General features: G+C 47.6%; 25 protein-coding genes. 1 reads left to right on the forward strand and 24 read right to left on the reverse strand.

What is annotated here, in order from left to right; all coding sequences use genetic code 11:
* Positions 1–136 precede the first annotated feature (136 nt).
* Genes secY through rpsJ form a run of 22 tightly spaced genes read right to left on the reverse strand, consistent with a single transcriptional unit; the run spans position 137 to position 10,602 of the window.
* Positions 137–1,462 (reverse strand): preprotein translocase subunit SecY, encoded by a 1,326-nt coding sequence (gene secY / locus ACWPAB_RS09685; protein ID WP_003567525.1) that lies wholly within the window; start codon positions 1,460–1,462, stop codon positions 137–139.
* Positions 1,462–1,902 (reverse strand): 50S ribosomal protein L15, encoded by a 441-nt coding sequence (gene rplO, locus ACWPAB_RS09690; protein ID WP_003567527.1) that lies wholly within the window; start codon positions 1,900–1,902, stop codon positions 1,462–1,464. Before rplO ends, secY begins: the two co-directional genes overlap by 1 nt.
* A 33-nt stretch (positions 1,903–1,935) precedes the next feature.
* The gene (rpmD, locus tag ACWPAB_RS09695) at positions 1,936–2,121 is read right to left on the reverse strand and encodes a 50S ribosomal protein L30 (protein WP_003567529.1); all 186 of its coding nucleotides are present in this window, start codon (positions 2,119–2,121) and stop codon (positions 1,936–1,938) included.
* Between the two features lie 11 nt (positions 2,122–2,132).
* Positions 2,133–2,636 carry a 30S ribosomal protein S5 gene (gene rpsE, locus ACWPAB_RS09700; RefSeq protein WP_003567531.1) on the reverse strand — a complete coding sequence of 168 codons (504 nt, stop codon included), beginning with the start codon at positions 2,634–2,636 and terminating at the stop codon, positions 2,133–2,135.
* Positions 2,637–2,658: 22 nt separating this feature from the next.
* Positions 2,659–3,018 (reverse strand): 50S ribosomal protein L18, encoded by a 360-nt coding sequence (gene rplR, locus ACWPAB_RS09705; RefSeq protein WP_003567533.1) that lies wholly within the window; start codon positions 3,016–3,018, stop codon positions 2,659–2,661.
* Positions 3,019–3,055: 37 nt separating this feature from the next.
* The gene (rplF, locus tag ACWPAB_RS09710; protein WP_003567536.1) at positions 3,056–3,586 is read right to left on the reverse strand and encodes a 50S ribosomal protein L6; all 531 of its coding nucleotides are present in this window, start codon (positions 3,584–3,586) and stop codon (positions 3,056–3,058) included.
* A 30-nt stretch (positions 3,587–3,616) separates the two neighbouring features.
* The gene (gene rpsH, locus ACWPAB_RS09715) at positions 3,617–4,015 is read right to left on the reverse strand and encodes a 30S ribosomal protein S8 (RefSeq protein WP_003567538.1); all 399 of its coding nucleotides are present in this window, start codon (positions 4,013–4,015) and stop codon (positions 3,617–3,619) included.
* Positions 4,016–4,040: 25 nt separating this feature from the next.
* A complete protein-coding gene (locus ACWPAB_RS09720; RefSeq protein ID WP_003567540.1) occupies positions 4,041–4,226 on the reverse strand; it encodes a type Z 30S ribosomal protein S14 in 186 nt (61 codons plus the stop codon).
* Between the two features lie 14 nt (positions 4,227–4,240).
* Entirely contained in the window at positions 4,241–4,783 is a 543-nt protein-coding gene (gene rplE / locus ACWPAB_RS09725; RefSeq protein ID WP_003567542.1) for a 50S ribosomal protein L5, read from the reverse strand.
* Positions 4,784–4,807: 24 nt separating this feature from the next.
* Positions 4,808–5,119 (reverse strand): 50S ribosomal protein L24, encoded by a 312-nt coding sequence (gene rplX, locus ACWPAB_RS09730; protein WP_003567544.1) that lies wholly within the window; start codon positions 5,117–5,119, stop codon positions 4,808–4,810.
* 29 nt (positions 5,120–5,148) lie between these two features.
* On the reverse strand, positions 5,149–5,517 hold the full coding sequence (gene rplN, locus ACWPAB_RS09735) for a 50S ribosomal protein L14 (RefSeq protein WP_003567546.1): 369 nt from the start codon (positions 5,515–5,517) through the stop codon (positions 5,149–5,151).
* Between the two features lie 31 nt (positions 5,518–5,548).
* On the reverse strand, positions 5,549–5,812 hold the full coding sequence (rpsQ, locus tag ACWPAB_RS09740) for a 30S ribosomal protein S17 (protein ID WP_003567548.1): 264 nt from the start codon (positions 5,810–5,812) through the stop codon (positions 5,549–5,551).
* Between the two features lie 20 nt (positions 5,813–5,832).
* Entirely contained in the window at positions 5,833–6,027 is a 195-nt protein-coding gene (rpmC, locus tag ACWPAB_RS09745) for a 50S ribosomal protein L29 (protein ID WP_003567550.1), read from the reverse strand.
* Positions 6,017–6,451, reverse strand: coding sequence for a 50S ribosomal protein L16 (gene rplP, locus ACWPAB_RS09750; RefSeq protein WP_003567551.1), 435 nt, complete (start codon positions 6,449–6,451; stop codon positions 6,017–6,019). The genes rpmC and rplP overlap by 11 nt, the downstream gene beginning before the upstream one ends.
* 3 nt (positions 6,452–6,454) lie before the next feature.
* A complete protein-coding gene (gene rpsC, locus ACWPAB_RS09755; protein WP_003571453.1) occupies positions 6,455–7,117 on the reverse strand; it encodes a 30S ribosomal protein S3 in 663 nt (220 codons plus the stop codon).
* A gap of 13 nt (positions 7,118–7,130) precedes the next feature.
* Positions 7,131–7,484 (reverse strand): 50S ribosomal protein L22, encoded by a 354-nt coding sequence (gene rplV / locus ACWPAB_RS09760; protein WP_003567555.1) that lies wholly within the window; start codon positions 7,482–7,484, stop codon positions 7,131–7,133.
* A 17-nt stretch (positions 7,485–7,501) separates the two neighbouring features.
* Positions 7,502–7,783 (reverse strand): 30S ribosomal protein S19, encoded by a 282-nt coding sequence (gene rpsS / locus ACWPAB_RS09765; RefSeq protein WP_003567557.1) that lies wholly within the window; start codon positions 7,781–7,783, stop codon positions 7,502–7,504.
* A 39-nt stretch (positions 7,784–7,822) separates the two neighbouring features.
* Complete coding sequence (gene rplB / locus ACWPAB_RS09770; protein ID WP_003576419.1) at positions 7,823–8,659, reverse strand: 50S ribosomal protein L2; 837 nt, start codon at positions 8,657–8,659, stop codon at positions 7,823–7,825.
* Between the two features lie 28 nt (positions 8,660–8,687).
* Positions 8,688–8,990, reverse strand: a complete 303-nt coding sequence (gene rplW / locus ACWPAB_RS09775) for a 50S ribosomal protein L23 (protein WP_003567562.1) — start codon at positions 8,988–8,990, stop codon at positions 8,688–8,690.
* Positions 8,990–9,613 carry a 50S ribosomal protein L4 gene (gene rplD / locus ACWPAB_RS09780; protein ID WP_003567564.1) on the reverse strand — a complete coding sequence of 208 codons (624 nt, stop codon included), beginning with the start codon at positions 9,611–9,613 and terminating at the stop codon, positions 8,990–8,992. The genes rplW and rplD overlap by 1 nt, the downstream gene beginning before the upstream one ends.
* Before the next feature lie 22 nt (positions 9,614–9,635).
* The gene (gene rplC / locus ACWPAB_RS09785; RefSeq protein WP_003567566.1) at positions 9,636–10,268 is read right to left on the reverse strand and encodes a 50S ribosomal protein L3; all 633 of its coding nucleotides are present in this window, start codon (positions 10,266–10,268) and stop codon (positions 9,636–9,638) included.
* Positions 10,269–10,293: 25 nt separating this feature from the next.
* Positions 10,294–10,602, reverse strand: a complete 309-nt coding sequence (gene rpsJ, locus ACWPAB_RS09790; RefSeq protein WP_003567567.1) for a 30S ribosomal protein S10 — start codon at positions 10,600–10,602, stop codon at positions 10,294–10,296.
* 324 nt (positions 10,603–10,926) lie between these two features.
* Between rpsJ and psiE the strand changes: the two genes are divergently transcribed.
* On the forward strand, positions 10,927–11,364 hold the full coding sequence (gene psiE, locus ACWPAB_RS09795; RefSeq protein WP_003585662.1) for a phosphate-starvation-inducible protein PsiE: 438 nt from the start codon (positions 10,927–10,929) through the stop codon (positions 11,362–11,364).
* Positions 11,365–11,506: 142 nt separating this feature from the next.
* On the opposite strand, the gene ahpC is transcribed toward psiE, so the two are convergent.
* Both ahpC and ACWPAB_RS09805 read right to left on the reverse strand, forming a co-directional pair.
* Complete coding sequence (gene ahpC, locus ACWPAB_RS09800) at positions 11,507–12,070, reverse strand: alkyl hydroperoxide reductase subunit C (RefSeq protein WP_003585664.1); 564 nt, start codon at positions 12,068–12,070, stop codon at positions 11,507–11,509.
* A 279-nt stretch (positions 12,071–12,349) separates the two neighbouring features.
* Complete coding sequence (locus tag ACWPAB_RS09805) at positions 12,350–13,384, reverse strand: helix-turn-helix transcriptional regulator (RefSeq protein WP_003585666.1); 1,035 nt, start codon at positions 13,382–13,384, stop codon at positions 12,350–12,352.
* Positions 13,385–13,442: the final 58 nt, after the last annotated feature.

Below are 13,442 nucleotides of genomic sequence, written 5' to 3' on the forward strand. Positions count from 1 at the left end.
CTCTAAACGCGCTCGCCAGACTAGAACCTGACGTATAAACGCTCTTAAACACAATAACCGAACCCGGTCATCATACTCAGATTCGCTTACACATTGGACTCTAATCAAGCTGACTCACGTTCTGTTTAAATGACGTTTATTTTTTACTGTCGCCTTTAATCAAGTCTCCGCGAATGAAACCGATATACTCGCGTTTCATGAGTAAGCCGTCTAACTGACGAACCAATTCAATCGCTGTCATGACGACAATCAAGAGACTTGTGCCGCCCAGTCCGATTGACTGTGGCAAGCCCCAAATGTTGGCAGCTAACTGTGGCAGCAATGCAACCAGGCCAAGGAACAATGCCCCGACGGTTGATAACCGCATCAGTAAACGCGAGATATAATTCTCGGTTTCTTTTCCTGGCCAAACGCCTGGAATGTAACTGCCTTGTTTGGTTAAGTTCTCAGAGACCTTTTCGGGATTGACCTGAACAAACGCATAGAAGAACGTGAAAAGAATGATTAGAAGCGTGTAGATCGCAGTCCCGGCAGGTTTTTGCATATTGAAGATGTTGGTCATGACTTGATACCAGCCATCACCGCTATGATTCTTTTGAAAAGCCATCAGAATTGTTTGCGGAGTTACGATGAAGGAACTCGCAAAGATAACTGGAATAACGCCGGCCACGTTGACCTTTAAAGGCAAGTAGCTGTTGCTGCCTGCGCTGGTGACACGCCGGGTATATTGAATCGGAATCTTGTAATTCGCTTGCTGTACCCATGTGACAAACGTGATCACTAGGATCACGATAATGGCTAAGGCTGCCATGAAGGCAATCCCTTTCCAGATTTCGGCACCAGAGTATACCTGAACGTTATCGCGGTATAGCTCTTGAAGGCCAGAAGGCAAGCGAGCAATGATCCCGGAAAAGATCAGCAAGGAAACCCCATTACCAAGACCTTTATCAGTGATCTGTTCACCCATCCAAGTCAGCAACATGGTGCCGCCGGTCAAGATGATCCCGATCGTGATATAGGTGCTAACAGACGGATTTTTGACCAAGCCCATCGAACTTAACGTTTGAAAGCCGGCCGTAATCCCAATTGCCTGAAAGAACCCGAAGATAATGGTTAAGTAACGAGTCACCTGATTCAGCTTACGCCGACCAACTTCCCCTTGCTTGCTCCATTCAACAAACTTCGGAACGATATCCATCTGCAGCAGCTGAACCACAATCTGTGCCGTAATGTACGGTGAGACCCCCATCGAGAAGATGGAGTACTGGGCCAGTCCGCCACCACTGACAGTATCCAGCAGTGAGATCAGGCCTGTCGAACCGATTGATTGCAGCGCCTTTGCATTGACCCCGGGCACTGCGATCAGTGTACCTAATCGATAGACCAATAAAACCGCTAAAGTGAAGAGGATCTTGTTACGGATGTCTTTAACCTTGAGCGCGTTTTTCAGGGTCCTCAGCATTAGATCACCTCAATCGAACCGCCAGCTGCTTCAACAGCAGCCTTCGCTGCAGCAGAAGCCTTTGCTACCTTAATGGTCAGTTTTTTCTCAAGCTTGCCGTCTGCCAGCAGCTTGACGCCGTTCTTTTCGTTCTTAACGATACCAGCATCGATCAAGGCTGCTGGGGTTACTTCGGCGCCATCGTCGAAGCGGTTAAGATCGGAAAGGTTAACAACAGCATATTCTTTGCGGTTAATGTTGTTGAAACCGCGTTTTGGCATACGCCGGAACAATGGCATCTGGCCACCTTCGAAGCCAAGACGCGTTTTGCCGCCCTGACGTGCCAATTGACCCTTTGTCCCTTTACCAGCTGTCTTACCTTGACCGCTAGAAGTACCACGGCCCAGACGCTTGCGGGAATGACGGGAGCCGACACTCGGCTTTAATTCGTGCAATTGCATACTCTTGGGCACCTCCTTGTCGAAATAATGTTATTAATCCTTGATTTCTTCAACGGAAACCAAGTGTGAAATCTGGAAAATCGCACCACGAGTGGCTGCGTTGTCAGGCTTGATCACTGAGCTATTTACTCGAGCTAAGCCTAATTCCTTCACAATTTTACGTTGCTTAGGAAGACGGTGGGCAGCACTACGGGTCAAAGTAATCTTCAATTGAGCCATGTGTTTACCTCCTAGTCTTCTAATGATGACGCAGAAACGCCACGCAATTCAGCAACTTGTTCACGGGTACGCAGTTGTGTCAACCCGTCCATCGTTGCCCGGATCATGTTGATCGGGGTGTTACGGCCGAGTGACTTGCTGGTAATATCAGCAATGCCGGCAAGTTCCATGACGGAACGGATAGCGCCACCAGCAGCAACCCCAGAACCTTCTTCAGCAGGCTTCAGCAAAACTTCGCCGGCGCCAAAATGGCCGATAACTTCATGAGGAATCGTTGTGCCGACAATCGGTACTTCGATCAAGCTCTTCTTGGCCGCGTCAACAGCTTTACGGATCGCTTCAGGAACTTCTTGGGCCTTACCAGTTGCAAAGCCGACGTGACCATTCTTATCACCGACGATCGCGATCGCAGCAAAACGCAGACGACGTCCACCTTTAACAACTTTCGTGACACGGTTGATGGAAACGACTTGGTCTTCTAAGTCCAATTGGTTTGGATCGATAAATGATGCCATGTGTTGGTTATCCTCCTTTTTTCTAGAATTCGAGGCCATTTTCACGTGCTGCTTCAGCTAACGCAGCAACGCGACCATGGTACAGATAACCACCACGGTCAAAGACCACAACTTTATGACCATCAGCAACAGCACGCTTGGCGATCAACGCGCCAACTTGTGCAGAAGCAGCAGTCTTGTTTTCAGGATCTTTAATGTCCTTATCAAGAGTGGAGGCACTTGCTAGCGTCACACCCGCTACGTCATCAATTAATTGTGCGTAGATGTTTTTATTCGAACGGAAAATGTTCAAGCGTGGGCGCTCGCTCGTACCAGAAATCTTGCCTCGTACGCGGGCGTGACGCCGTTGCCGAGTCTTGTTCTTATCTGGCTTAGAAATCACAATGTTCACCTCTTGTTAAATTTGTTGAAGGTTAAGACTACTTACCAGTCTTACCTTCCTTACGACGGACATGTTCGTCAACGTAACGAATCCCCTTACCCTTATAAGGTTCAGGTGCACGGACGGAACGAACAACGGCTGCAAACTGGCCAACAACCTGTTTCGAGATCCCGCTGATGATGATCTGAGTGGTGCTTGGAACTTCAACAGTGACACCCTTAGGCGCGGTCATTTCAACTGGATGGGAATAGCCAACGTTCAAAACAAGCTTTTCGCCTTGTTTTTGTGCACGATAGCCGACACCGACCAACTTCATTTCTTTCTTGTAACCTTCGGTAACCCCGACGACCATGTTGTTCAAGTTGGCCCGCATTGTTCCGTGGACAGCCTTGTAGGAATCATCAGGACGCGTGAAGTTGATCTCGTCGCCTTCCTGGTGCATTTCGATTTCCGGGGCAAAATGACGGGTCAATTCGCCTTTCGGGCCCTTAACCGTAATGTTGTCGCCATCTTTTGTGATGGTGACACCGGCTGGGACTTTAATGACTTTATAACCAATACGACTCACTTATCGGCACCTCCTTTTTGATATATTGAATTACCAAACGTAGGCGAGTACTTCGCCGCCGACGTTCTTGGCACGAGCTTCCTTGTCGGTGATAACACCTTCGGAAGTTGAGATGATAGCAATCCCTAAGCCGTTTAAGACCTTAGGAACAGCATCACTTTTAACGTATGAGCGCAGACCCGGTTTGGAAATCCGCTTCAAGCCAGAGATAACCCGTTCATTATTCTTACCATACTTCAAGAAAATGCGGATAACGCCTTGCTTGTCATCATCAATAACTTCATAGTCACGGATGAACCCTTCACGTTTCAGAATCTCAGAAATGTCTTTTTTCATCTTAGATGCAGGTACGACCAAGGATTCGTGACGCACCATGTTGGCGTTACGGATCCGGGTCAAGTAATCTGCGATTGGATCGGTCAAGACCATTGATTTAACCTCCTTTGTCTAGTGATTACCAGCTAGCTTTGCGCATGCCTGGAATTTGGCCGGCATGTGCTAACTCACGAAGGCAAATCCGGCAGAGTTTGAATTTACGATAAACGGAATGTGGACGGCCACAACGTTGGCACCGCGTATATTCCTGGACTGCAAATTTTGCAGGCCGATTGTTCTTAGCGATCATTGACTTCTTAGCCAAGTAGCGGACCTCCCTTATTTGGCGAATGGCATCCCGACTTGCGTCAGCAATTCGAGAGCTTCTTCATCAGTATTTGCCGTTGTAACGATGACAACATCCAACCCACGAACACGATTAACCTTATCGTAATCGATTTCTGGGAAGATCAGTTGTTCTTTAACACCCAAGGTATAGTTCCCGCGACCATCGAAGGACTTGGGGGAAATACCATGGAAGTCACGCACACGCGGCAGGGAGACATTGATCAGCTTATCCAAGAAATCATACATGCGTTCGCCGCGCAGGGTAACCTTTGCGCCGATTGGCATGCCTTCACGCAGACGGAAGCCAGCGATACTCTTCTTAGCCTTGGTGATCAGTGGATGTTGACCAGAGATCAGGGTCAGTTCGTCAACTGCTTCATCCAGCAATTTGGCGTTCTGAGTCGCATCACCAACACCCATGTTCAAAACGATCTTTTCGATCTTCGGTGCCTGCATGGTGCTCTTGTAGTTAAACTTGCTTACCAATGCAGGAGCGATTTCTTTGCTATAACGTTCTTCAAGACGATTCTCCATGAAAAAGTTTGTCCTCCTTCCCTATTATTTATCGATTGCGGTGCCAGACTTCTTAGCAATCCGCACTTTGTTGCCATCTTTAACTTCAGAACCGATCCGTGTCGGCTTATTGGTATCTGGATCAAGAAGCATCACATTGGACACGTGAATAGGTGCTTCCTTATCGATAATACCGCCTTGCGGATTAGCATTGTTAGGCTTTTGGTGCTTCTTGATCATGTTAATGCCTTCAACGACAACTTTATCAGCGTCCTTCAAGACTTTAGTGATCTGGCCTTCTTTGCCGGCATCTTTGCCGCGCATGACCCGCACTTTGTCACCAGTTTTGAACTTCATGTATCGCACCTCCTATTTGGTCAGAATGATTAAAGTACTTCGGGCGCTAAGGAGACGATCTTCATGAAATCGCCGTCACGCAGTTCACGTGCCACAGGTCCAAAGATACGAGTCCCACGAGGGCTCTTGTCGGCGTTAATGATAACTGCTGCGTTCTCATCGAACTTAATGTAAGAACCGTCAGCGCGACGGGCGCCAGACTTGGTCCGTACAATGACAGCCTTGACAACGTCAGCCTTCTTGACAACGCCACCTGGTGTTGCTTGTTTTACAGTTGCGACAACGACATCACCGATGTTACCAGTCTTACGGTATGAACCGCCAAGTACTTTAATCACCAGGATTTCGCGCGCGCCGGAATTATCCGCCACTTTAAGGCGACTTTCTTGTTGTATCACGGAATGGTCCTCCTTTCATCCGAAAAATTGATTAGATGATGACTGCCTTTTCGACAATGTTCAATAAACGGAAACGCTTATTGCGTGATAAAGGACGTGTTTCTGCGATCCGCACGATATCGCCAGTTTTAGCGGTATTGTCTTCATCATGCACGTAATACTTCTTGGAGTACTTCATACGCTTGCCGTAAACAGGGTGCATCTTGACCGTGCTGACTTCCACGGTGATCGTCTTGTCCATTTTATCTGAGACCACGCGGCCTTGATAAACCTTACGAGAATTACGTTCTGCCAAGGTAAATGTCTCCTTTCCGATTATTTATTGAGTGCCTGTTGCCGAAGGACCGTTTTGATCCGTGCAATGTTTTTCCGAACCTGACTCAAGCGAGCGGTGTTTTCCAATTGGCCAGTCGCCTGTTGGAAGCGCAAGTTGAACAGCTCTTCTTTATATTGCTTCTCTTTGTCGAGCATCTCAGCAGTGGTTAATGCAGTAATTTCTTTAGCCTTCATTTGATTGCCCACCTACTTCCTCGCGTGAAACGATCTTGGTACGGATCGGGAGTTTGTTGGATGCCAAACGCAAAGCTTCCTTTGCGACTGCTTCGGAAACGCCACCGACTTCAAACATGATCTTTTCACGTTTAACGACAGCAACCCATCCAGTTGGTGCACCTTTACCATTACCCATCCGGACGCCAACACCTTTACTGGTGTAGGACTTATGAGGGAAAATGCGGATCCATACTTTCCCACCACGCTTCATATAACGGGTCATTGCGACACGAGCAGCTTCGATCTGACGGTTGGTGATCCAGTGGGATTCCAATGCTTCCAAACCATATTCACCGAAGTCGACGTTACGGCCGCCTTTAGCTGCACCGCGCATCTTCCCACGGAATTCGCGACGATGCTTTACACGCTTAGGTACTAACATTGATTATTTCCCTCCTTTCACACTATTTTGCTTTGGCTTTTCAGGTAAAATCTCACCACGATTGATCCAGGTTTTGATCCCAATACGGCCATAAGTTGTTGCGGCTTCTTCCCATGCGTAGTCGATATCGGCACGCAAGGTGTGCAATGGTACTAAGCCTTCATTGTAATGTTCGCGACGTGCAATATCCGCACCATTCAAACGACCGGAAGCTTGGGTTTTGATTCCCTTGGCACCTGCTCGCATGGTCCGTTGCATTGCTTGACGCATTGCACGACGGAAAGCGATCCGTTGTTCAAGCTGACGGGCGATGTTTTCGCCAACAAGCTTGGCATCCAGATCAGGTTTCTTAATTTCCACGATGTTGATGTGAACTTGACGGCCAGTCAGCTTGTTCAGCTGCTTACGCAAGTTTTCAACTTCAGAACCGCCTTTACCGATAACCATACCCGGCTTAGCAGTATGAATGGAAATGTTGACGCGCTTTGCGGCACGTTCGATTTCGATACGTGATACGGAAGCATCTTGCAGCTTCTTGTTAATGAAGTTTCGGATTTCAATGTCTTCATGCAGAAAGGCTGCAAAGTCTTTGTCTGCATACCATTTGGCATCCCAGTCACGGATGACACCGACACGGAAACCGGTTGGATTAATCTTTTGACCCACGCGTTATCCCTCCTTATGCTTCTTTTTCGGATACAACCACGGTAACGTGGCTTGTCCGTTTGTTGATTGGTGATGCGCTCCCCTTGGCACGAGGACGGAACCGCTTGAGGGTCGGGCCTTCGTTGACGTAAGCCTTGCTTACATAAAGGTTTTGTGCATCTAAGTCATAGTTATGTTCTGCATTAGCGATGGCAGACTTGAGTACCTTCTCGATGATCGGTGAACCGGATCGAGGGGTGAATTCTAAGATTGCCAATGCTTCAGCAACATCGCGACCGCGAATCAAGTCGATTACCAGGCGCGCTTTGCGAGCAGCAATCCGAACTGTCTTGGCCGTTGCCGTTGCAGACGTAATTTGATCAGCCATGAATGTTGTGCTCCTTTCTAGCGTGCTGTTGTCTTCTTGTCGTCGGTGTTATGACCGCGGAAGGTACGCGTAGGAACGAATTCGCCCAACTTGTGACCAACCATGTCTTCACTCACGAAAACTGGGACATGCTTACGACCATCATATACGGCGATGGTGTAGCCAATGAAACTTGGAAAAATGGTGGAACGACGGGACCATGTACGAATAACGGTCTTCTTGTCGTTATCTGCCTGCGCTTCAATCTTCTTCAGGAGATGAGCGTCGGCAAAAGGTCCTTTTTTAAGACTGCGACCCATTTTGTGACCTCCTTTAATCGATGTAACACTTCAATGTGTTTACTTCGCTCTGCGGTGACGAACGATGAATTTCTCAGACTTAGCCTTGTGATCCCGGGTCTTCTTACCCAAGGTCTTCTTGCCCCATGGTGACATTGGAGATGGATGGCCAATTGGTGCTTTACCTTCACCACCACCATGCGGGTGATCGTTAGGGTTCATAACTGACCCACGAACTGTCGGACGGAAGCCCAACCAGCGTTTGCGGCCAGCTTTACCAATACTGATCAGCTCATGTTGCTCGTTACCAACGGCACCAATTGTGGCACGGTTTTCAGCCAAAATCAGACGAACTTCGCCTGAAGCTAACTTAACGGTAACGTACTTATCATTGTCTTTACCCAACAATTGGGCCGAAACACCAGCTGAACGTGCTAATTGCGCGCCCTTACCTGGCTTCAGTTCGATGTTATGGATAGTTGTCCCGGCTGGAATATTCTTCAATTGCAATGAGTTGCCGACTTTGATATCGACATCTTCACCAGAATAAACCTTGTCGCCAACCTTGAGACCCTTAGGTGCCAAGATGTAAGACTTAACCCCATCTTCATAATGCAGCAGTGCAATGTTTGCGGTCCGATTTGGATCGTATTCGATTGCTTTAACTGTTGCAGCCATGCCATCCTTATTACGTTTGAAGTCGATCACACGGTAGAATTGCTTGTGACCGCCGCCACGATGACGCACGGTGATGTGACCATGGGCATTACGTCCTGCAGTATGACTTTGGCTGACCAGCAAAGTCTTTTCAGGCTTTGTCTTGGTGATTTCAGCAAAATCAGACCCGGACATGTTGCGCCGGCCGTTGCTTGTTGGTTTGTACTTAATAATCGCCACGTGTTTTACCTCCTATAACGGATTTTTGTTACTTTTTATCGTTATCTTCGTCAGCGAAGATCTTGATTTCTTTGGAATCGGCGCTCAAGGCAATCAATGCCTTGCGACGACGACGCGTCATGCCTTCGTAACGGCCTTGACGCTTCTTCTTACCGCGAACGTTCGCGATGTTGACGTTGACAACCTTCACACCGAAGATTTCTTCAACAGCCTTGCGAACTTGCGGCTTGGTTGCATGCAGTGCAACTTCGAATGTGTATTTACGGTTATCCATTTCAGCCATCGATTGCTCGGTGACGATCGGACGTAAAATGATATCGCGTGCTTCCATTATGCAAGCACCTCCTCAATCTTTTGGAGCGCAGATTGGGTCAAGATTAATTTCTTGTAGTCAACAACGTCCAAAACGTTGATACCCTCTGCAGGAACAACTTTCACGTTCGGCAGGTTACGTGCGGCTTTGGCAGCAACTTCATTGCCGTCTTCCAACACAACCAGTGCCTTGTCGCTAACCTTCAAGCCATCCAAGACAGTTGCAAAAGCTTTTGTCTTAGGTGCATCGAAGTTCAAACCGTCAACAACGACCAAGTCGCTATCGAGAACCTTCTGTGAAAGTACGGATTTGATTGCCAAACGACGAACCTTCTTTGGCAGCTTGTATGCATAGCTGCGTGGGGTCGGTCCGAAGACGATCCCACCGCCACGCCATTGCGGGCTGCGGATTGAACCTTGGCGGGCACGACCAGTACCCTTTTGGCGCCAAGGCTTGCGACCGCCGCCAGAAACAGCAGAACGGTTTTTAACGGCGTGAGTACCTTGACGAAGGGAAGCGCGCTGCATCACGACTGCGTCAAACACGACGTTTTCATTTGGTTCGACTGCCCAGATGGCATCGTTGAGTTCAACTTTGCCGTTTTCTGAGCCATCTTGCTTATATAAAGTAACGTTAGCCATTAGTTATTGTCCTCCCTTCGTATTATTTAGCTGCTTTAACAGCAGAACGGATCGTAACAAAGGACTTGTTTGCCCCTGGGACATTACCTTTGATCAACAGAACATTGTGCTCTGTGTCAGCGGCAACGACTTGCAGGTTTTGCATGGTGCGGGTGTGGTTACCCATCCGACCAGGTAATTTCTTGCCCTTGAAGACCTTGTTAATGATGGCCCCAAGTGAACCTGGACGACGATGGTAACGAGAACCGTGCGCCATAGGACCGCGGGATTGGCCATCCTTCTTAATGTTACCTTGATAACCGTGACCCTTGGAAGTACCAGTGACGTCCACAATGTCGCCTGCTGCGAATTCGTCAGCCTTAACTTCACTGCCGATTTCATAATCACTAAGCGCTACATCGCGGATTTCGCGAACGAAGCGCTTAGGGGTCGTGTCTGCCTTTTTGGCGTGACCGACGCTTGGCTTATTCGTCAAGACTTCACGCATATCGCCGTAGCCCAGCTGTACTGCTTCGTAACCGTCAGATTCAACGGTCTTGACCTGCATTACAACGTTTGGAGTTACGTCGACAACAGTAACGGGTACGAGTTCGCCGTTATCGGTGAAGACCTGCGTCATGCCAACTTTTTTGCCTAAGATTCCTTTACGTGCCATGGGTACACCTCCTATTTTCTAAGAATTATAATTTAATTTCGATATCGACGCCGCTTGGCAAGTCGAGCTTCATCAAAGCATCAACTGTCTTCGGTGTTGGGTTAACAATATCGATCAGACGTTTATGCGTCCGCATTTCGAATTGTTCACGTGAATCCTTGTACTTATGCGGGGAACGTAGAACCGTGTAAAGTGTACGTTCCGTTGGCAGAGGGATCGGGCCTGAAATTGTTGCGCCTGTGCGCTTTGCAGTTTCCACGATCTTGTCTGCGGATTGATCGAGAATCCGGTGTTCATAAGCCTTAAGCCGGATCCGAATCTTTTGTTTTGCCATTGTGTGACCTCCTTCGTCTATTATCAGTTAGTAGACTAGCTCCGTGAAAATTACCAACACGCTGCCGTGGCAAAGCGGCCGGGCGTGTCGCAACCTCTCACATCCGCGCTACTCTGGTTCACCTTTGGAACCAAGTGCATAGTTGTCCCCTTTGAGAAACAGCACTCTTGATAGTATACAAAATCTCCCCCGCCATTACAAGGTTTTCTTTCGGTTTACAAAAAATATGTTAGAAGCAAACTTATTCCTTTGAACAGCTGCTTGTGCTAAATTCAAATTAAAGCCTTAACTTTTGAATAACCATAGAAAGAAGGGAGGCAGTTGATGAAATTTGACCATTACAAAAAGCTCGTCAACTCAACTTTAGATATTCTACTCGGTTTTTTAGCCATTGTCGTGGTAATTTTTATGCTACGCTACATTCTCGATATCGGTAGTCTGATCCTTCAACCACTTTCGACTGCTTTGTTTGGCAAAGTCATTCAGGAAGTTGCCAGCTTCTTCATGCTCTTTGAATTTGTGATCATGCTGGTTCGCTACATTGAGGAAGGTCATCACATTCCTATCCGCTACCTTATTTTAATTTCAATGACCGCCATCTTACGCCAACTGCTCGTGCTGCATGACCGCGGGACTGAAACCCTGCTTTTAACCTTGGCCATTTTGGTATTAGCCGGTGTACTCACGGTGTTTTCGTTTGTCAGTGGCGATTTCAAACAGTCGCAGGATGGTAAAAACGTTGATATTGACCAACACTTTTAACTTTGTTTTTTCTCGTTTCTTCTATATTAATTTATACACACAAAAAGGAACCGCAGCGAAAATCATTGCGGTTCCTTTTTTGCGTGCGTCGCTGATTAGCCAAGCGCTGATATATTGACTGTTAGCTGATCAAAGCACCGTTTTAAATCTTGCCAACCAAGTCTGCCCCTGGTGTCAGTGTCTTAGCGCCCGGTTGCCAGTTAGCTGGGCAAACCTGATCGCCGTGAGCAGCAACGAATTGTGCCGCTTGCAAAGTCCGTAGAATCTCATCGGCATTACGGCCAATGCCAAAGTTATTGACGGCATAGGCCTGAATCACACCATCGGGATCAATGATAAAAGTCCCACGGAAGGCTTGACCGCTAGCTTCGTCACGAACATCCAACGCCGTTGCCAATTTACCTGCAGGATCGGCAAGCATTGGGTATTGAATCTTCTTAATGGTGGGACTCGCCTCGGCCCATGCCATATGTACAAACTCGGTATCCTCAGAAGCAGAATAGACTTCAGCTCCAACAGCTTGGAACCGCTCATAGTGATCTTGCAAGTCGCCAAGTTCTGTCGGGCAAACGAAAGAAAAATCCGCAGGGTAGAAACAAATCACTGCCCACTTGCCCTTAAGATCAGTATCACTGACTTCATGGAAATCGCCTTGTTGATAGGCGTTCAACTTAAACGCCGGTAAATGTTGGCCAATATAGCTCATGATATTACCTCCATTTTTAGAATGATTATTATTTACATATTCACCGTACCTTTTCCTTATGCAATTATCAAGCATTGCCAAAAAATTCTGCCTTTTTGTCGGCAGTCAACTTTGGCCACCTTTACCCGTTTAATGATGTCGATCTCCTATAATAAGGCATATGAGAATATGTGTTCACATCACGCCGTCATCATGCGCTTGCCTTCCCAGAAATCGGGTTGGTTCGCACTCAGCAAAAAACCGAGTCTGCATTCATTCGCAAACCCGGCTGCACAACTGCTATAAATACTTGCCAGTATCATCTTCGTTTTGATAATTCTTCAAACTTTTACGCAAGACCCAAACCACATAATCACGAATATGTTTGGGAGCCAGGACTTTTACGAGATCCCCTTGCCCTTGGAGCCACATCCGGATGCCAAAACCATCGTTAACCGGAATCGTAATGTGATAAACCTTTCTTGCGTATGGATTCTTAATAAACGGACGATCACGGACATTTTTCCAATCAACAATGGCCTCAGGAAAACGATCAAGGACAAACTGCGGATCATAACTGTAGAGAATTTCCAAATTGATCGGTTTGCCTAGATACGGATACCACGTGTGATTCTGTAAGCGTCCCCCGCGGAATCGCTCATCATGATCATGGGTTGGCTGCTGACGATGATAGGTAATATTGCGCATATAGTCGAGCCGAAATCGGACGAATTTGCCCTCGTCTGGATCATCATCCGCCTGTTCATCGCTGCCATCAACAATAAGATAGAAGAAGAGATCGCCAAAAAACAAGCCGGTTGGCAGTCGCCGGTCAAAGTGCCGCATTTCGCCGTGATACACGTGATCAAAGCTGATCAGTTCGTGATTAACGATAGCTTGGCTCAATCGGGCCAACCGATTAGTCAATGATATTTTGGGGACACCACGATACTCAAAAACTGGATTTTTGGTAAGCCGATCCAATCCTTTGTGCTCGGGTCCGGCTGGTAATAATTGTGCCATTAGTTGCTTCATTTCTACGGACGACAAGCCACGGCTAGCCGTCAGTATCAAGGTAATCGCCAACAGTTGCCCGTCGTCCAAACTGCGGCCAGTGGCGTGCAAGTCGGGCTTAAGCCGATAGTCACCAGCATTTTCTGCGACAAATGGTGCCGGTTCACTGAACACATCGTCAAAGGCACGTTTGATGACGCTAATATCGCGGCGAATCGATGATTCATCCTTATTGAATTCCGTCATGAGCGCTTGCTTATTGAGTTGATCGCCTCGCAGCAAGCGCAATAAAATGGTCGTAATACGCTCCTGACTCGACACGCTGCTTCGCCCCCTAACGCTTATAGAATAACATCAGTATACTATAATCTTTTCCCAA

This window comes from Lacticaseibacillus sp. 30, from assembly GCF_053819265.1.